Origin of the sequence: Amycolatopsis sp. cmx-11-12, assembly GCF_046269425.1 — a bacterium.
GTDB lineage: Bacteria > Actinomycetota > Actinomycetes > Mycobacteriales > Pseudonocardiaceae > Amycolatopsis.
Genome location: NZ_JADNQM010000060.1, coordinates 17,804 through 34,404, shown reverse-complemented (window position 1 = coordinate 34,404; position 16,601 = coordinate 17,804). Strand labels below are relative to the sequence as shown.

15 protein-coding genes are annotated in these 16,601 nt (G+C 68.8%); 9 read left to right on the top strand and 6 right to left on the bottom strand.

Annotation, left to right across the window (positions count from 1 at the left end; genetic code table 11):
* Window positions 1–131 precede the first annotated feature (131 nt).
* Window positions 132–1,091, bottom strand: coding sequence for a helix-turn-helix transcriptional regulator (locus ACLARN_RS42040; protein ID WP_409497073.1), 960 nt, complete (start codon window positions 1,089–1,091; stop codon window positions 132–134).
* 61 nt (window positions 1,092–1,152) lie between these two features.
* Here ACLARN_RS42040 and ACLARN_RS42035 point away from each other — a divergent pair, with 61 nt between their 5' ends.
* Window positions 1,153–2,310 (top strand): epoxide hydrolase family protein, encoded by a 1,158-nt coding sequence (locus ACLARN_RS42035; protein WP_409497072.1) that lies wholly within the window; start codon window positions 1,153–1,155, stop codon window positions 2,308–2,310.
* Window positions 2,311–2,379: 69 nt separating this feature from the next.
* Here ACLARN_RS42035 and ACLARN_RS42030 read toward each other — a convergent pair whose 3' ends face one another.
* On the bottom strand, window positions 2,380–2,928 hold the full coding sequence (locus ACLARN_RS42030; protein ID WP_409497071.1) for an ArsR/SmtB family transcription factor: 549 nt from the start codon (window positions 2,926–2,928) through the stop codon (window positions 2,380–2,382).
* 75 nt (window positions 2,929–3,003) lie between these two features.
* On the opposite strand from ACLARN_RS42030, the gene ACLARN_RS42025 reads away from it, so the two are divergent.
* Window positions 3,004–4,215 carry an MFS transporter gene (locus ACLARN_RS42025; protein WP_409497070.1) on the top strand — a complete coding sequence of 404 codons (1,212 nt, stop codon included), beginning with the start codon at window positions 3,004–3,006 and terminating at the stop codon, window positions 4,213–4,215.
* 23 nt (window positions 4,216–4,238) lie between these two features.
* On the opposite strand, the gene ACLARN_RS42020 is transcribed toward ACLARN_RS42025, so the two are convergent.
* Together ACLARN_RS42020 and ACLARN_RS42015 are read right to left on the bottom strand one after the other, a co-directional pair.
* Window positions 4,239–6,392, bottom strand: coding sequence for a DUF6461 domain-containing protein (locus ACLARN_RS42020; protein ID WP_409497069.1), 2,154 nt, complete (start codon window positions 6,390–6,392; stop codon window positions 4,239–4,241).
* 65 nt (window positions 6,393–6,457) lie between these two features.
* Window positions 6,458–6,817, bottom strand: a complete 360-nt coding sequence (locus tag ACLARN_RS42015) for an arsenate reductase family protein (RefSeq protein ID WP_409497068.1) — start codon at window positions 6,815–6,817, stop codon at window positions 6,458–6,460.
* Between the two features lie 90 nt (window positions 6,818–6,907).
* Between ACLARN_RS42015 and ACLARN_RS42010 the strand changes: the two genes are divergently transcribed.
* Window positions 6,908–7,477 (top strand): YdeI/OmpD-associated family protein, encoded by a 570-nt coding sequence (locus tag ACLARN_RS42010; RefSeq protein ID WP_409497067.1) that lies wholly within the window; start codon window positions 6,908–6,910, stop codon window positions 7,475–7,477.
* Window position 7,478: 1 nt separating this feature from the next.
* Here the strand turns inward: ACLARN_RS42010 and ACLARN_RS42005 are convergent, their stop codons facing one another.
* Entirely contained in the window at window positions 7,479–8,684 is a 1,206-nt protein-coding gene (locus ACLARN_RS42005) for a PP2C family protein-serine/threonine phosphatase (protein ID WP_409497066.1), read from the bottom strand.
* A 9-nt stretch (window positions 8,685–8,693) separates the two neighbouring features.
* Window positions 8,694–9,389 carry a TetR/AcrR family transcriptional regulator gene (locus ACLARN_RS42000; RefSeq protein WP_409497065.1) on the bottom strand — a complete coding sequence of 232 codons (696 nt, stop codon included), beginning with the start codon at window positions 9,387–9,389 and terminating at the stop codon, window positions 8,694–8,696.
* Window positions 9,390–9,447: 58 nt separating this feature from the next.
* Here ACLARN_RS42000 and ACLARN_RS41995 point away from each other — a divergent pair, with 58 nt between their 5' ends.
* The 6 genes from ACLARN_RS41995 to ACLARN_RS41970 all read left to right on the top strand — a co-directional run bounded on the left by ACLARN_RS41995 (window position 9,448) and on the right by ACLARN_RS41970 (window position 16,600).
* Window positions 9,448–10,245 carry a thioesterase family protein gene (locus ACLARN_RS41995; protein WP_409497064.1) on the top strand — a complete coding sequence of 266 codons (798 nt, stop codon included), beginning with the start codon at window positions 9,448–9,450 and terminating at the stop codon, window positions 10,243–10,245.
* A gap of 77 nt (window positions 10,246–10,322) precedes the next feature.
* Window positions 10,323–12,377: a hypothetical protein gene (locus ACLARN_RS41990; RefSeq protein WP_409497063.1), complete on the top strand. Its 2,055-nt coding sequence runs from the start codon at window positions 10,323–10,325 to the stop codon at window positions 12,375–12,377.
* Window positions 12,378–12,776: 399 nt separating this feature from the next.
* Complete coding sequence (locus ACLARN_RS41985) at window positions 12,777–13,199, top strand: DoxX family protein (protein WP_409497062.1); 423 nt, start codon at window positions 12,777–12,779, stop codon at window positions 13,197–13,199.
* A 298-nt stretch (window positions 13,200–13,497) separates the two neighbouring features.
* Complete coding sequence (locus tag ACLARN_RS41980; RefSeq protein WP_409497061.1) at window positions 13,498–14,790, top strand: extracellular solute-binding protein; 1,293 nt, start codon at window positions 13,498–13,500, stop codon at window positions 14,788–14,790.
* The gene (locus ACLARN_RS41975; RefSeq protein ID WP_409497060.1) at window positions 14,787–15,773 is read left to right on the top strand and encodes a carbohydrate ABC transporter permease; all 987 of its coding nucleotides are present in this window, start codon (window positions 14,787–14,789) and stop codon (window positions 15,771–15,773) included. Before ACLARN_RS41980 ends, ACLARN_RS41975 begins: the two co-directional genes overlap by 4 nt.
* The gene (locus ACLARN_RS41970; protein WP_409497059.1) at window positions 15,770–16,600 is read left to right on the top strand and encodes a carbohydrate ABC transporter permease; all 831 of its coding nucleotides are present in this window, start codon (window positions 15,770–15,772) and stop codon (window positions 16,598–16,600) included. Before ACLARN_RS41975 ends, ACLARN_RS41970 begins: the two co-directional genes overlap by 4 nt.
* Window position 16,601 lies beyond the last annotated feature (1 nt).

Sequence of the window (16,601 nt, the reverse complement as noted above, 5' to 3'; positions counted from 1 at the left end):
CGGACGACCCGGCTTCTTCCCAATAGGCAGCAACGGTTCCAGCTTCGCCCACTGCTCATCCGTCAGGTCACCACGCCCCACACGAAGATCATCTCAAACCAAGACCCACTTCTGAAACAGGCCCTAGAGGACTAGTTGCGAGTCGCGTCGCGGTACCGGCCGGCCAAGGTACGCAAGTAGTCGACTAGTTGCGGGGGTTCGGTGACCGTGAAGGGAAAGCCGAGGAGTCCTAAGTGGACGGCCAGAGTCTCGATGCTGTCGGCGCCGGTGTGCAGCACGCACGTACTCGCGTCGACGGCCTCCACCGTGCCGACGGCCGGGTTGATCCGTGCGGTGACCTCGTCGGCGGGCGCGTGCACGGTGACGTCGGCCCGGTACCGCCACGCGGCGGACGAGACGCCGCGCCGCACCCGGTCCGTGACGTCCTCGGGCAGGTCACGCGGGGTGAAACGCGGGCCGGTCGGGACGCGTGGGGTGAGCCTGTCGACGCGGAAGGTGCGCCAGTCGTCGCGGTCGAGGTCCCACGCGACCAGGTACCAGCGGCGTCCCCAGTTGACCAGGCGGTACGGCTCGGCCTTCCGGACGCTCTCCGACCCGTCGTGGGCCAGATAGCCGAACCGCAGCACCTCGCGATCCCGGCAGGCGGCAGTCAGCACGGTCAGTGTCTCGGCGTCGACGCGCGGGCCGGGCTCGTCACGGGGCACCGGAATCGTGTACGCCTGCAACGCGTTCACGCGTCGCCGCAGCCGGGACGGGAGCACCTGCTCCAGCTTCGCGAGCGCGCGCAACGACGTCTCCTCGACGCCCGCGATGGTGCCGCCCGCCGCGGTGCGCAGGCCGATCGCGACGGCGACGGCCTCCTCGTCGTCCAGCAGCAACGGCGGCAGGTCGGCGCCCGCGCCGAGGCGGTAGCCGCCGACGGAACCGCGGGTCGCGTTCACCGGGTAGCCGAGCGCGCGCAGCCGCTCGACGTCGTTGCGGATCGTCCGCGCGCTCACTTCCAGGCGTCCGGCCAGTTCGGCGCCGGTCCAGTCACGGGGCGTCTGCAGCAGGGAGAGCAGACGGAGCAGTCTTGCCGAGGTTTCCAACATTTCTTCAGACTGCTCCTTCATTAGGAACGAGATGTTCCTAATAGCACTCTACCTTGGTCTTATGAGCACAAACACCGAGATCAAGCCCTTCCGCGTCGACGTCCCGCAGGCCGAGCTGGACGATCTGGCCGACCGCCTCGCCAGGGTCCGCTGGGCGAACGAACTGCCCGCCGACCAGGTGACCGACGGGGTGCAGCGCGGACCGGTCACGCCGGGCTGGGAGTACGGCGTGCCGCTGGAGTACGTGCGGCGTCTGGTCGCGTACTGGCGCGACGGCTACGACTGGCGCGAGTGGGAGGCGAAGCTCAACCGGTACCCGCAGTTCACGACAGTCATCGATGGACAACAGATTCACTTCCTGCACGTCCGCTCGCCGGAGCCGGACGCGACGCCGCTGATCCTCACGCACGGCTGGCCGAACTCGGTCTTCGAATACCTCGACCTGATCGATCAGCTGACCGATCCGCGGGCGAACGGCGGGGATCCGGCGGACGCCTTCCACGTGGTGATCCCGTCGCTGCCCGGGTTCGGTTTCTCGGGCGCCACCCGCGAGAAGGGCTGGAACCGGTACCGCACCGCCCAGGCGTGGGCCGAGCTGATGCGCCGGCTGGGTTACGAGCGCTACGGCACGCACGGGAACGACGCCGGTTCGTTCGTCGCCCCCGAGGTCGGCCGCGTCGACGCGGACCACGTTATCGGCGTGCACGTCACGCAGCTGTTCTCGTTCCCCAGCGGCGATCCGGCGGAATTCGAGGGCATGACCGAGAAGGAACTGGAGTACATGCAGTTCCTTCAGACCTTCAACGACGACATGTCCGGCTACGCGAAACTCCAGGAGAGCGCGCCGCAGAACCTCGCGCACGCTTTGGCCGACTCGCCGACCGGACAGCTGGCCTGGAGCGCGCAACTGCTGGCGGGCACGAGCGACGACCACGTGCTCACCAACGCCACGCTGTACTGGCTGACCAACACGGCCGCCTCGGCGGCCCGGTTCTACTACGAGGACAAGCACACCGAGCACGCGGGCGAGCCGACGACCGCGCCGACCGGGCTGGCGAGTTTCGCCTACGACTTCCGGCCACTGCGGCGCTTCGCCGAACGCGACCACGCGAACATCGTTTCGTGGCAGGAATTCGACCGCGGCAGCCACTGGGCGACGCAGGACGCGCCGGACCTCCTGATCGGCGACATCCGGGACTTCTTCCGCCAGGTGAAGTGAGCGGCGGGTCGAGTGGGTCGCCGTCCGGATCGCGTTTAGCGGGCTAAACGCGATCCGGACGGCGGGTACTCATGATCCTTCCGTCATGCGGTGCAGGAGGAAGATCCCGTTCAGCAGGGGCCGGTCGAGCCGCTGGTGGTCGGTGGCCATGTACTCGTCGAGGATGTCGAGGATGCGGTTGTCGAGTTCGGTGACCTCCTCCGGCGACAGATGCAATGCGAACCGCTCGACCACTCGCACCGAAGCGGGTCCGGCCTCGCGGAGTTCGTCCTGGAACGCCTCGATCGGGCCGAACCGGGTGTCGGCGTCCTCGTCGTTGAGCGGACCGTCGAGCCACCAGGTCTTGCCGACGGTCCGGTAGGGCTTCTCGAGCGCGCCGCTGACGCCGGTGCGCACCGGCGCCTGCTCCAGCAGACCGGCCTCGGCCAGCTGCCGCACGTGGTAGAGCACCGTTCCGGGGTCCTTGCCGAGCCGGTCGGCGAGTTCCTTGTTGGTCAGTTCCCGCTGCCCGCAGAGCCGGAGGACGCGCAGCCGCAGCGGATGGCCGAGTGCCTTGGCCTCGCGTGCCGTCGCCTCGCGCCGTCGTTCCGCGACCCTGGCGGCGACCTGATCGTCCATGGACGCAGCGTAGCCGACCGATAGAGAAACGGAACATCGATGGAGTTTTCTCCATCGATGTGCAATTCTCGATCGATGACCGCGTTGGGGACCGCCTACCGGCGGCTGTGGACCTCGTCGAGTCTGTCGAACCTGGCCGACGGCGTGGTGAAGGTCGCTCTCAGTCTGGTGGCCGTCCAGCTCACCCGGTCGCCGGCGCTCATCGCGGGGCTGGGATTCGCGTTGTCCCTGCCGTGGCTGATGTTCGCCCTGCACGCCGGAGTGCTCGTCGACCGGGTCGACCGCCGTCACGCGATGCTCACCGCCAACCTGCTCCGGGCCGTCCTGCTCGCCGTCCTCGCGGCAGCGGCCGCGCTGGGCTTCGGGTCGATCTGGCTGCTCTACGCGGTGGCGCTGGGAATCGGGATCGCGGAAACGGTCCACGACACCGCGGCGCAGGCGATCCTGCCCCAGATCGTCGGCCTCGATCAGCTGACGCGGGCCAACAGCCGCCTCTACGCCGGAGAACTGACGACCAACGAGTTCGTCGGCCCACCGTTGGGCGGTTTCCTCGTGGCCGCAGGGGCCTTCGTCGCGTTCACGGCTCCTTCGGTGCTCTGGATCGTCGCGGTCTTGGCCCTCTTCTTCGTCCCGGGATCGTTCCGCACCGAGCGGACACGGGACACGAGCGTGCGCGCGGATCTCGCCGAGGGACTGCGTTTCCTTTGGCGGAACCGGTTCCTCCGCGTCATGGCGATCATGGTCGGCGGCTTCAACTTCGCCACGAGCGCGTGGTTGACCCTCTTCGTGCTCTACGCGGTGGGCCCGTCTTCGGCGATGGAACTGTCGGAGCAGGCCTACGGTTTCCTGCTGGCGACCATCGCCCTGGGCGGCTTCGCGGCCTCATTCGCGGCCGAACGGATCGAACGCGCGCTCGGCCGCTCCCGTGCCTTGGTCCTCAGCCTGCTCACCGGCGCCGTGCTCGTCGGAATCCCCGCGCTGACCACGAATCCATACGTGATCGGCGCGGTGTTCTTCCTCGGCGGGGCCGGGACCGTGGTGTGGAACGTCGTCGTCGTTTCGCTGCGGCAGCGAATCATCCCGGACCATCTGCTGGGCCGGGGCACCAGCGGCCACCGGCTCGTCGCGTGGGGCACGAAACCGCTGGGCGCCGTGGCGGGCGGGCTGCTCGCCGAAGTCCTCGGACTGCGGCCGGTGTTCGCGGTGATGGCGGTGGTGATCCTCGCGCTGCTGCCGGGACTGCGGCTGCTGGCCGCCGAGCGGACGGCGGCGGCCGAAGACGGCTGACACCCCTTCAGCCCCCAGCAGCGTCAGTCCAGCATTCGCCGGGCCTGGTCGAGCAGATCCGCCGCCAAGGCACCGGCCGCGTATCGCGACGCGTCCAACGCGCGGATCGCGGCGCCGAGTGGATCCGGGTTGGTCGCCTGATGGATCGCCTGCCACAACCAGGCGTGCTCCCGGTGCTCGTGCAGTTGCGACCTCCTGGCCAGGAGTTCCGCCTCCGGACTCAGCCTCCGGTGCGCCAGCGTGTCCGCGAAGACGAGGTCTTCGGCGACGCCTGCCGCTTCGGCCGCCGCCGAAGCGGCGTGCCAAGCCAAATCACGCAAGGTCTCCTCCGGCAGGAAGGCGAGCTTGTCCGTGTCAGCCCCCAACGGTCCGCCGCCGGGGAACCTGCGCGAACCGTCGGCGTCGCGTGGTTCGGGATACAGCTCCGGCAGATGCGGCACGATCCGGTAAGCGACGTCGGCCGCCATCATCCGTTCGATGTCCTCGGCCGCCAACCGGTGGCCGGTGTACCGCTCGACTGCGACGAACGCCCTTGCGCGCCTGTCGCGATAGTTGTCGAAATCCAGGCCCGCCAAGGCTTCGATCACCCTGGGGTCCTCGGTCTCTGCCGCGTGCCCGAGTTCGAACCCGGCGCGGACGACCCCCTCTTCCGCGAAGGACAACCTGGTCACCGCGTTGACGTTCCAGAAGAAGCTCGCCGTCCGGCCCGCCCGCGAGAGCGACGCCAGCACCGGCCCGTACGAACCCTGGAAGCCGTTGAACTCCACGGCCAGCACCCCGGCCTCGACGCGGAGCACGACCACCCACGGGTCGATACCGAAGGCCTGCGACAGTTCCAGTGCGGACACCGGCTCGGCCGGGTCCGCACCGAATCCCCGGAGCACCTCCGCCGGTGAGGCGCCCGCGACCACCGTGACCGTCGCCGCGTCACTGAGCGCGCTTTCACCGACCCATCGGTAGACGGCCTCCGGCGGTGTCTCGATCTCGGGCACCGGCTCGCCACGAACGACATGACCGAGCCGGTCACTGTGTTTGTGCACGACGTCCGGCCCCGGCGGCCCCTCCCAGAGCATGAGTTCGTAGCGCTCCCGCTCTTCTCCGTCCCGGCCGATCGCGTGCACCCGGACCCGGAAATCTCCCGGCCACGGCGGGGTCTTCGACCGCTGACCACCGCTGTCGCCCAAGGTGGCGTCCCCCTTTTCGGCGGACCACGAGACCTCGACCACCTCGTCCCACCAGTCGAGCGCCACGGTGTCCGGCGGTGCTTCGAGGATCAGCGTCGACACGTTCACCTGGCCATCGTCGAGCCCGGTCCGGACGGCGACACCGCCGGGAACCGTGACGGCGAGGCCGTTTCCGCTGAAGTCCGCTTCGCCCTCGACCGGCCGCTCGGCCAGGGTGAACCGGTGCCCGCGCACCTCGGCGGACCCCGACGAGGATCTCGGCAGCACGTACTCGGCCCGGCGTTTCTCCAGCAGTACGTCCGCGTACGCGGAGGGCATCGGACTTTCGCTCAGCAGAGCCGAAACAACCCCGAGCGCGACCCCGACGACGCCCGCGGGCCGCCCGGCCAGCAGCGGGGGGTCGACCCGCCGCAGGATCGGCACCGCGACCGCGACGGCCAGCGCGAGATGCACCGCGCCGTGCTCCGCGGCGAGTTCCTTCTCGTCGTCGAACTCCGGCCCAGGCGTCAGCAACGGGACCACGGCCTCGTGCGCGGCGAGTTCGGCGACCAGCGCCGCGATCAACCCGGAGACCCCTGGCCGGAGCTGGTCGAGCAGCCGCACGGCGGTGACGGTCTCGGCGGTCGGCCCGCCTATCATCCCGAAGCCGAACGACTGCGGTGTCGCGTCCGGACCGGGGACCGCCGCTTCGACCTCGTCCGGGACGTCGGCCGGCAGCCCCTCCAGGGTCAGTTCGAGCGCGCCGAGCAGCCGTTCGGAGACCGGATCTCCGAGGGATAGCAGTCCGTTCAACACCGCCGACTCGCCGTGACCGCGCGTCCGCCGTCCGGTCTGGAGTTCGAAGACGTCCCGATCCGTCTCCGGCGCGCCCAGCCTCCCGAGCGCCGCCGTGGGGCCGCGCGGAATCCGGCCGAGCAGCACCGGGAACAGTTCGGCGACCACCGGCACCACTGCGTCCGCCAACCCCGGCGGCACCTCAGCGTGCTCCTCCACCCCAGACCTCCCACGCTCGACAACGCGGGGAACGCTAGCGAGGACCACCGACAGTTTCCGGAGGATCAGCCGGGCAGCACCGACTGGACGGCCTCCGGGGTCCTCGCGACAACGGTCGTACCGTCGTCGGCGGTGATGATCGGCCGCTGGATCAGCTTCGGATGTGTCGCCAGTGCCTCGATCCACCGGTCGCGGTCGGCGGGCGTGCGCCCCCAGGTCTTCAGCCCGAGTTCCTTCGCGATCGCCTCGGCGGTGCGGGTGATGTCCCACGGCTCGAGCCCGAGCCGCTTGAGGACGGCCTTCAGTTCCTTCGCCGTCGGCGGCTCTTCGAGGTACTTCCGCACGGTGTACTCGGCCCCCGCCTCGTCCAGCATCGACACCGCCGACCGGCATTTGGCGCACGCCGGGTTCACCCAGATCTCCATCTCAGGCCACCTCTGTTCGAAAAGTGCTCACTCGGTGAGCGCTTTGCTTCCGATGATGGTCACAGACGTTACGACGAAAGGAACCCGGTCATGGACGAGGCCACCTTCACCGCCGCCACCTCCGCCGAGTGGCGCGCGTGGCTCGCCGGAAACGCCGGTACCGCGAAGGAGGTCTGGCTGATCATCCGGCACAAGGACAGCGGGATCCCCAGCGTCCGCATCGACGAGGCGATGGAACAGGCTCTGTGTTTCGGCTGGATCGACGGGCTGCACCGCAAGCACGACGCCACCAGTTCCCGGCTGCGGTTCACCCCGCGCGGCCCCCGGAGTTCGTGGAGCCGGGTCAATCGCGAGCGGGCCGCCCGGCTGATCGCCGAGGGACTGATGACCGAGCGGGGTCGGGCGATGATCGACCTGGCCAAGGAAAAGGGCCGCTGGCAGGTCGTGCCCGACGGCGAAGGCGTCCCTGACGACCTTCGCGCTCGCCTCGAAGCCGACGAGGCCGCTCGCGCGCATTTCGACAAGTTCCCGCCGTCGTCGAAAAGGCTGATCTTGGAATGGATCCTGACGGCGAAGAAGCCGGTGACCCGGGGGCGGCGGATCGCCAAGACCGTGGAACTCGCCGCCGTGAACGTCCGCGCCAATCACCCGGTCCGGTGACTCAGCCCAGTTCGCGCCGGGCCACGAGGAGTGCGATGTCGTCCTGCGCGGGGGTCGCGCCGACGAGCGCCGCCATCGCCCGCGCGCACACCACTCCGGGCTGCTCGGGAGTGATCACGTCGGCGAGTCTCCGCAAGCCGACGTCGATCAGGTGATCCCGTCGTTCCACGAGACCGTCGGTGTAGAAGGCGAGCACGGCGCCGGGTGGCAGGTCGACCACCGTTCTTCGCCGCGTCGACCCCGCGACGCCGATGGGCGGGTCGACCGGGACGTCGACGAACACCGACGGGCGGCCGGGTACCGCGAGGATCGGGGGCAGGTGCCCGGACAGGGAAATCGCCACACTGTCCCGCGACGCGGGCACCAGTCCGTACACGACGGTGGCCAGCGCGCCCGGTTCGAAATGCCGCACCTTCCGGTCCAGTTTGGACAGCACCTCCGCCGGGTCGTCCGATTCGAGCGCGTAGGCGCGAAGCGCGCTACGCAGCCGTCCCATGATCACGGCGGCGTTGAGGCCGTGCCCGGCGACATCACCCATCACGATGCCGAGGCGGTCGTCCGGCAACGAGAACAGGTCGTACCAGTCGCCACCGACCCCGGGTTCGGTTCCCGGCACGTACCGCGCGGAGAACTGCATACCGGCGATGACGGGCAACCGTCCCGGCAACAGGCCCCGCTGGAGCGCCAACGCGGCGGCGCGGTCGGTGACGGAGAGGTCGATCTGCACCGCCAGTGCGAGCCGGGCAGCCACCAGCTGCAGCAGTTCGACGTCGGCCTCGGGGAATTCGCGCGGGGTCACCGATCCGACGTGCAGCACGCCGATCAGGTCGTCCCCGGACACCATCGGCACGCCGAGCAGGGTCCGGAGGCCGCGTTCCCGCAGCAGCGAGTTGACGACGGTGGTCTCGTCGACGTGGTCGAGGATCACCGGGCGCCGTTCCGCGGCCACACGGCCGGCGAAGCCCGCGCCGACCGCGATCCGGACGTCCTGGAAGACCTCTTCCTCGATCCCGGATGCGGCGATGGCCTGCAACAGCTGGGCGCCCGGATCGTGCCGGAGCACCGTGGCGGTGTCGACCTTGAGCACCTCGCGCACGCGCGCGAGGATCGTGGCGATCACCTTGTCCGGGCCGAGATGACCCAGCGCCGTGTCGGTGATGGCCTCGAGCATCTGGAGCCGTTCGTCGGCCGTCGAGGTCCCGGACATGCGCTGAGCCTAACCAGTCCGATCGCGCGATGCCGCCCAGCCCGCCGCCAGTCCGTCCAGGTCCTCGGCCATTACGGCACTCGGCGGAATCGCGTCCCGCGGGACCCGGCAGGCGAGCGCCGTGCCGAGCCCGGCCATTCGGATAACGGTGTCGATCAGCGCCTCCGGCTCCTCCGGCCAGTCGAATCCCGGCTGAGCGATCATCAAGCTCACGCAGCCGTGCATCGCCGACCAGAGGCCCATCGCGAGGGTTTCCGGTTCGCCGCGCAGGATCCCCGCCCGTACACAGGCGGCGGTCGCGTCGGCGAGATGCCGGAAACAGGCCACCGCGCCGGGAGACGAGCCACCGGACGGGCGCATCAGGAGTACTCGGTACTGCACCGGATGGTCGAGGGCGAACCGCGCGTACACCCGCGCGCAGCGGCTGAGCGCGCGCATCGGATCGGCGACCTCGGCGGCGCGGTCGCGCATCCGATGGGCGAGTTCGTCCCACACCCGCAGGCAGACCGCCTCCAGCAAGGCATCGCGGCTCGGGAAGTGCGCGTAGACCGACGGCGTGGAGACGCCGGTCCGCCGCGCTACGGCCCGCAGCGTCAGCGCCTCGTCGGTCCCCGTCTCGCCGAGCAGGGCGTCGGCGGCGAGCAGGATCTCGCCCCGCAGCTTCTCCCCTTCACCCGGCCGCGCCTTCGTCCGCTTCGCGCCCATGCCGTGATGCTGCCAGCATGGACTTGACATCGTCAACTTGACGGTGTCAGCTTGAGTCATGGCGCACTTCCAGACCGCGACCGCCCTGGTCCAGCGGGGCAACGACCCGGTATTCGACACCGAACTCGATCCACAGTGGACGATCGGGGCGAAGCTGCACGGCGGCTACCTGCTCGCCGTCCTCGCCAAGGCCGCCGCCGCGGTCTCCTCGCATCCGCACCTGACCGCGATCAGTGGCTCGTTCTCGGTGGCCCCGGAGCCCGGCCCCGCGGTCGTCGAGGTCGAGGTGCTGCGCGAAGGCCGCGGCCTCACCCAGTTGCGCGCGCGGCTGAGTCAGCACGGCAAGCCCTGCACCGAGGCCCTGATCACCCAGGGCGTCCTGACGGACGGCGACGCGTGGTGGTCCGGAGTGGACCCGGTCGAGATCCCGGCGGAGCAGGACTGCCTTCCCGTGCCGTCCGACGGTGGCGGCGGGTTCCGCATCGGCCTGATGGACGTCGTCGAACAGCGGATCGACCCGTCCACGGCGGGGTTCGCGGTAGGACAGCCGTCCCGGAAAGGCGTCATCTCGTCCTGGTTGCGGCTCGCCGACGGCAGCGACTGGGATCCGGTGAGTCTGCTCGTGGCGCTCGACCCGGTGCCGCCGATCTCCTACGACCTCGGCATCGCGGGCTGGGCGCCGACCGTCCAGTTCACCGCGTACCTGCGCGGGCTCCCGGCGCCCGGCCCGGTCCGGGTGCGGATGCGGGCGGGCGAGATCGGCGGCGACCGCATGGACGAGGTCGCGGAGCTTTGGGACGAAAAGAACAGATTGATCGGGCAAGCGACCCAAATCGCCGCCGTGCGCGTCCCCTGATCCACCCGAAAGCAGGGCCATGACGGAACTCCGGGCGTTAGGATCCAACGTCTACGTCATGTTCTGGGGGCAGGACCATGGAAGTGGAACCACGCCGCGCGGACGCGGGCGGCTCCGACTCCGGCGGGGCCGAGATCACCCGGCTCTGCCGGACCTTGGTGCCGTTGGCGGCCGCGGGTAAGCACGCCGAGGCGGCGTCGACCTACCGCTGGGTGACCAGGGCGTCGACCGGTGCCCCGCGCCGGTACGGCGACCACGCCCTGCGGCTGGAATTCTGCGCGCTCACCGGTAACGAGCACACCGGTTTCGATCTTCTGTCGCTTTTGGACGGTGTCGGCGACCACGCGGACGCCATCGGCAGAATGGAGTTCTTCGCTTCGGCCGCCTTGCTCACCCGCCGATTGATCGAAACCGGATACGGCGAGACCCGGTTCGTTCTCAACGGCCCGTACGACGGCCTTTCCCTGCGCCTGCTGCATCGGCGGATGCGGGCGGCGGCGTTCGTCGAGGCCGAGGAACTCGACGAAGAAGACCACACCGATTACCTCACCGAGCACGTCAAGCGGAAGATGACCGCGAAACCGGTCGCGGAATTCGTGCCGCTCCTACCTTCCGCGCTCCCCCGGGTACCGATCCTGCCGCCGCCGGACCTGTCGGCGGAGGAACTCGTCATCCGGGCCGAAATCCACAACCACCGGTCCGAAGCGGAAGAGGCGCGTGCCTGTCTCGCCGCGATCGGCACCGTCGGCGACGAGATCGCCCCGCGACTGGCCGAACTGCGCGCGATCTTCTTCCAGGACGGCGACACCGAGGAACGGCTGCGCCGCGCGGCCGCCGGGTTCCGGCGGTACCGCGACGAAACCCGGTTCCTGCTCAACCAATGCTGGCTCGGCCTGTGGCTGGTCTTCGACGATCAGGCCGAAACCGGCGTCGCGCTGACGACGGTGGCGGCGGCACGGTTGCGCGCGGGTACCGACGATCACGCCGCCTGCTGGGGCGAATACTGGCTGGCGCACGTGCTTTCCGGGCAGGGCCGGACACCCGAGGCGTATGAAGCCTTGCGGCGCGGGGCCGAACGTGCCCGCGAGGCGGGCGATCCCTTGCTCCACGGCACTCTTCTGTGCCTGGACGCGTCGCTGCGGAACGGCGACGGCGAAGATCCGGCGACCGCGCTGGAACTCGCGCAGGCGGCGACGGACGCGTTCATCGTCGGAAACGTCGGCGAGAAGGCCGTCGAAGCCGTCGAACAGGTCCGGATCGCCTACGAGCGCGCCGGATCACTCGACGAACTGGACGTCTTCGTGGAGCACCTGCTGGCGACGCTTCCCGACGGCGGCCCGGAACGGTTGCGCGGGCACCTCCGTCAGCTTCGGGCGCTGTCCCTGATCGGCACCGGCCGGTTCGCCGAAGCCGTCGACGACGCCTACGTATCCCTCGGTGTCGCCGCGTCGAGAGGCAAGGACACCGCGGAACAGTGGTACGTCCTCGTCACCGCGCTGCACGGCGCCGGCCGCTACGACGAGGTGCTCGACGTCGCGCCCCGCACCATCGACCTGCTCACCGGACTGCCGGACTGGGGCCACCGCTGCCGGTGGATGTACGCCGACTCCTACCGCGCGCTCGGCGAATCTTCGCGCGCCTTCAACGAATACGCCGTCCTCGCCGAAATCCTCGAGGGGTCCGGCGACACCGGGCACTCCTACATCTCGGTGAGCATGGCCGCCGCCGAACAACTGGACCTGCTCGGCTACGGCGCGAACGCCGCCGACTTCTACGCGCGGGCGGCCGACGCGGCACTGGCGATCGGCGGCGGGTACGTGGCCGCCACTTGCCGTAACGCCGCGACGCTTTCCCAGCTGCGCTCCGGCGATCTGGACGCGGCGCTGACCGCGCTCGACGCCGCGGAAACCGCCGTGCACGCGGTGGAAACCGAAACCGCGCCCGCGCGGGATCACCTCGTCGCGCAGCTCGACCACGTCGCCGCGCACGTGCTCAGCGCCGTCGGCCGCGTCCGGGAAGCCGCCCGCCGCGCACTCCGCGCCGCCGAAACCTTCCACCGGATAGGCGAAGCCGAGTCCGCCCGCGATGTCGACCTGCTGCTCGAACAGATTCTTCTCGGTGAACAAAAGTGACAGGTGTCCAGTTCGGTCAGTGACATGCCCACCTTCCGCCGCTTCTGATTCCTGCCGGTCAACGGTGCGGCGGGCCAGTCTTGGCAGGTTCCGGCCTGAGGCGCGTTTCGTCCTCTAGTTGCGGCTTCCCCAAGCGGCGCCGGTACCGAGTGGGTCGTGAATGGCGTTTCGGGTCTGTTGAGGGGTAAGGCAAACGTGGCGGCTGGTAGCGAAAAAGTCCTTCACCACCCCCGCTCCACCGCTGAGCCGTCCCGCGCTCACTGTTCCCAATGTCGCATCTGAGACGCTGAGTGTCTCCAATGCGACATTGGGGACAGCGGCTCTCGTCGGGACACCCTCGCAAGTAGTCCCCTAAACGCGACCTTGCCAGCCACCTCGCCCCGGAGAAAAATCCCCGGCATGTCCGAAGGAACCAGCGGTACCCGAAGCCTGCCCATCGGCTCGATCGTGCTGTGGGTCGTGCGCGTCGCGCTCGCCGCCGAGTTCCTTTACAGCGGCTACCTGCTGTTCGCGGGCGGTCACACCGAACAGACCTTCGCCGAGATCGGGCTCGGGCAGTGGCTCCGGTACGTCACCGGTGTCGTCGAGGTCGGCGGCGCGATCGGGCTGCTCGTCCCCAGCCTCGGCGGGCCGTCGGCACTGCTGCTGGCCGGCGTCATGGTGGGCGCGAGCGCCACCGAGTTGTTCATCCTCACCAACGGCGACCCGGTCCTCCCCCTGATCCTGTTGATCGTCACCGCGACACTGGCGTGGTTCCGCCAGGATCAGACCCGCGCGCTCCTCGGGATCGAGCCTCCCGTGGACGACGAGGACTACCGCTAGGCGAACGCGAGGCCGCCCTCCTCCGAACGGCGCAACAGGCTCCCGCCGAATGCACCGATCACCGGAACAGCCAACGAAAAACCGCATGTCAGCGTGCCTCGCGAGCACCTGACGACAGCGGCGAAATCCGATCATCAGCGTGATCACGCACTCACTCAAGGTGAAAGATTGCGGCTCGTTTACAACGAACCGGCCACCTGCTTGACAGTCGGAGTGGTACGTACCACGCTGCCGACATTGGTCTACACCATTTTGTGGGAGCCCGGCACAGTGGCCGGGCATCGAAAGGACGGCACGAGTGAAGCGCTGGCTCAAGATGACTGCGGGCGCCGCGGCCATCACCCTCGCGACGGCGGGCTGCGCCGGTTCCGGCAGTGGCGACAGCACGAATTCGAGCGCTCCGGCCTCGAACGGCGCGCTCACGGTCTGGCTGATGACCGGGACCGCCCCCGAATCTTTGACGAACTCGCTCCACAAGGAATTCGAAGACGCGCACCCCGGCGTCAAGATCAAGTACGAGATCCAGCAGTGGAACGGCATCCAGCAGAAGCTGACCACCGCGCTGGCGAGTGACAACCCGCCGGACGTGATCGAGCTGGGCAACACCCAGACCCCCGCGTTCGCGAACCAGGGCGTGCTCGCCGACCTCACCTCGAGCGTCGGCGACTTCAACGGCGCCCAGTGGCTCCAGGGCCTCAAGGCTTCGGGCGAGTACGACGGCAAGACCTACGGCGTCCCGTTCTACGCGGCCAACCGTGAGGTCATCTACCGCAAGGACATGTTCGAGCAGGCGGGCATCACCGCGACGCCCAAGACCCGCGCGGAGTGGCTCGACGCGATCACCAAGCTCAAGGCCAAGTTCGGCAGCGACCCCGAGTTCCAGGCCCTCTACCAGCCTGGCCAGAACTGGTACGAGCTGCTGTCGTTCATCTGGGACGAGGGCGGCGACATCGCGCAGGCCAACGGGAAGTCCTTCAAGGCGACCCTGGACTCCCCGCAGGCCAAGGCCGGGCTCGAGTTCTACAAGCAGCTCACCGACGCTTCAGGCACCAAGGCGCCGAAGGACGCCGACGAGGCCACCCCGCAGCAGGCCGGTATCTACGGAGCGGGCAAGGTCGCGATGATGATCGGTGTCCCGGGTGAGGCCGACACCGCGGCGAAGACCGACCCGACGATCAAGGAGAAGTCGGGCGCCTTCGCGATCCCCGGCAAGTCCGCCGACAAGTCGGCCCCGGTCTTCCTCGGTGGTTCGAACCTGGTCATCCCGGCCAACAGCAAGAACGCGGCCGCGGCCAAGGACTACGTCAAGCTGTTCTCCACCCCGAAGTACCAGACCGAGCTGGCCAAGGCCGGTTACGTCCCCGGTACCTCGACCGACGTGTCCGCGCTCGACGCGAACCCGCTCACCAAGGTCATGGCCGAGGCGTCCAAGAACGGCCGCGCCGTGCCGACCAGCCCCAAGTGGGGTGACGTCGAGTCCGGTCAGAACCCGATCAAGGACATGCTGACCGCTTACCTGACCGGAACGAAATCGCTCGACCAGGCGACCGCCGACGCCAACGCAGCGCTCGACAAGCTCATCGGCGGATGACCACGACCAAAGATGTGACGACGCCGGCGGGGGCCACCCCGCCGGCTTCGCCGCGCATCAAGCCCCCGAAATCGAATCGGCGCCTCCGTCTCGGCGAACGGACGGCGCCGTATCTGCTGATCCTTCCCGCGTTGATCGCGATCCTGGTCCTGCTGGGCTGGCCGACGATGCAGCTGATCGGGATCAGTTTCCGCAAGCTCGACCTCCGTGAGCTGGTCTCCGGAGAGATGGTCTGGGTCGGGTTCGAGAACTTCTCCGAAATCCTGTCCGACCCCGAATTCTGGGAGATCACCGTCCGCACGCTGGTGTTCACCGCCGCGGTCGTGATCACCACCCTGCTGCTCGCGCTGTTCATGGCGCTCCTGATGCGGCATCTCAACCCGGTGGTCCGGGTGGTCCTGCAGGTCGCGCTGATCCTCGCGTGGGCGACCCCGGTGCTCGCGACGACCACGGTCTTCCAGTGGATCTTCGACCAGCAGTACGGGATCCTGAACAAGACGCTCGCGAAACTCGGCTTCGAAGGTTTCATCGGGCATTCCTGGTTCTCCACCGGCCCGAGCACCCTGACCGTGATCGGCCTGCTGGTCGTCTGGCAGGCCGTGCCGTTCGTGGCGTTCACGCTCTACGCCGGGCTCCTCGGCGTCCCCAAGGAGCAGTACGAGGCCGCGGGTATCGACGGCGCGAGCGGCTGGCAGGCGTTCTGGGCGGTCAGCTGGCCGGCGATCCGGCCGATCCTGACCATGGTCACGTTCCTGTCGGTCCTGTGGGACTTCAAGTTGTTCGCCCAGGTGTGGGCGATCCGCCAGGGCGGGCCGGACGGCGCCAGCACGACGCTGCCGGTCTACATGTACCTCAAGGGCCTCGCGGGCAACCACTTCGGCCTGGCGGCGACCGCCGCCCTGCTGATGATGCTCGTGCTGATCCTGCTCACCGCCCGGTACGTCCAGCTGCTGGTGCGCTCGAAGGAGGCCGACCTGTCATGAAGAAATCCCTGGCACAGCGGATCGGCCTCGGCACGTTCGGCGTGATCGTGGCCTTCCTGTTCGTCTTCCCGACGTATTGGATGGTCACGTCCGCGCTGAAGACGCCGGGCGAGGTCCTGTCGCCGAATTACGACCTGATCCCGCTCTCGGTGACGTTCGACAACTTCGTCACGGCGCTGACGAAGCCCGGTTTCACCACGTACCTCGCCAACAGCCTGATCGTCACGATCGGCGCGGTGCTGTGCTCGCTCGTCGCGGGCGTGCTGGCCGCGGTTCCCTTGTCCCGGATGCGTTTCCGCGGCCGCAAGGGTTTCCTGATGCTGGTGCTGATCGCCCAGCTCGCCCCGTTCGAGGCACTGCTGATCCCGATGTACCTGCTGATGCGGGACGCCGGGCTGCTCAACCAGCTGCCTTCGCTGCTGCTGGTGTACTTCGCGGCGACGCTGCCCTTCACGTGCTGGATGCTCTACGGCTTCGTCAACGGCATCCCGTACGACCTCGAAGAGGCCGCGATGATCGACGGATGCAGCCGGGCGGGCGCGTTCCGCCGGGTGACGCTGCCGCTGCTCGCACCGGGACTGGTGACCACGTCGGTGTTCAGCTTCATCACCGCGTGGAACGAGTTCCTGTTCGCGTTCGTGTTCATGCGCGACCAGAGCAAGCAGACGCTGCCGGTGTGGCTTTCCTCGTTCCGGACGGCGTTTTCCGTCGACTGGGGCGGCATCATGGCGGCGTCGGTCATCTACGCCATCCCCGCGCTGGTGTTCTTCATCCTCGTTCAGCGCAAACTCGTGTCCAACCTGACCGCAGGCGCAGTGAAGGGATAAT

Bases quoted from the DNA above. Each gene is read 5' to 3' on its own strand.
- ACLARN_RS41975 (WP_409497060.1), top strand. From the start codon at position 14,787: ATGACCACGACCAAAGATGTGACGACGCCGGCGGGGGCCACCCCGCCG.
- ACLARN_RS42015 (WP_409497068.1), bottom strand. From the start codon at position 6,817: ATGGAGATCTGGGTGAACCCGGCGTGCGCCAAATGCCGGTCGGCGGTG.
- ACLARN_RS41970 (WP_409497059.1), top strand. From the start codon at position 15,770: ATGAAGAAATCCCTGGCACAGCGGATCGGCCTCGGCACGTTCGGCGTG.
- ACLARN_RS41990 (WP_409497063.1), top strand. From the start codon at position 10,323: ATGGAAGTGGAACCACGCCGCGCGGACGCGGGCGGCTCCGACTCCGGC.
- ACLARN_RS42010 (WP_409497067.1), top strand. From the start codon at position 6,908: ATGGACGAGGCCACCTTCACCGCCGCCACCTCCGCCGAGTGGCGCGCG.
- ACLARN_RS42040 (WP_409497073.1), bottom strand. From the start codon at position 1,091: ATGTTGGAAACCTCGGCAAGACTGCTCCGTCTGCTCTCCCTGCTGCAG.
- ACLARN_RS42025 (WP_409497070.1), top strand. From the start codon at position 3,004: ATGACCGCGTTGGGGACCGCCTACCGGCGGCTGTGGACCTCGTCGAGT.
- ACLARN_RS42030 (WP_409497071.1), bottom strand. From the start codon at position 2,928: ATGGACGATCAGGTCGCCGCCAGGGTCGCGGAACGACGGCGCGAGGCG.
- ACLARN_RS41995 (WP_409497064.1), top strand. From the start codon at position 9,448: ATGGCGCACTTCCAGACCGCGACCGCCCTGGTCCAGCGGGGCAACGAC.
- ACLARN_RS42000 (WP_409497065.1), bottom strand. From the start codon at position 9,389: ATGGGCGCGAAGCGGACGAAGGCGCGGCCGGGTGAAGGGGAGAAGCTG.
- ACLARN_RS41985 (WP_409497062.1), top strand. From the start codon at position 12,777: ATGTCCGAAGGAACCAGCGGTACCCGAAGCCTGCCCATCGGCTCGATC.
- ACLARN_RS42005 (WP_409497066.1), bottom strand. From the start codon at position 8,684: ATGTCCGGGACCTCGACGGCCGACGAACGGCTCCAGATGCTCGAGGCC.
- ACLARN_RS42035 (WP_409497072.1), top strand. From the start codon at position 1,153: ATGAGCACAAACACCGAGATCAAGCCCTTCCGCGTCGACGTCCCGCAG.